The sequence below is a fragment of the Brevibacterium sp. SIMBA_078 genome, from assembly GCF_046534565.1.
Taxonomy (GTDB): Bacteria; Actinomycetota; Actinomycetes; order Actinomycetales; family Brevibacteriaceae; genus Brevibacterium.
On sequence record NZ_JAWRYQ010000129.1, the window covers coordinates 1 to 299 of the forward strand.

Consider the following 299-nt stretch of genomic DNA (forward strand, 5'->3'; position numbering starts at 1 on the left):
CCACCAGGTGTCGTTGCCGATGAGGGCCTGGCAGCCTTCGACATGGCCGAACAGTGCGCGGGAGCGCACGGTCGCCACGAGGGTCGTCGGGTTGAGGATCGCGAGTCCGATGGTTAGGTAGCGAGTGTACGGAGTCAGCTTCGCCTGTCCAGAGGAGCCTTCCTTGTGGAGGGCTTCGAAGCGAGGAATGACCAATCGCAGCAGCTGGACGATGATGCTCGCGGTGATATACGGCATGATGCCCAAGGCGAAGATCGACCGCTGCAGCAGCGCGCCGCCGCTGAAGAGGTTGATCATGG

At 62.5% G+C, this 299-nt stretch carries 1 pseudogene; it reads right to left on the minus strand.

Annotated elements, in window-relative coordinates:
- A pseudogene (locus SB749_RS19150) lies at window positions 1–299 on the minus strand (preprotein translocase subunit SecY); the annotation flags it as partial.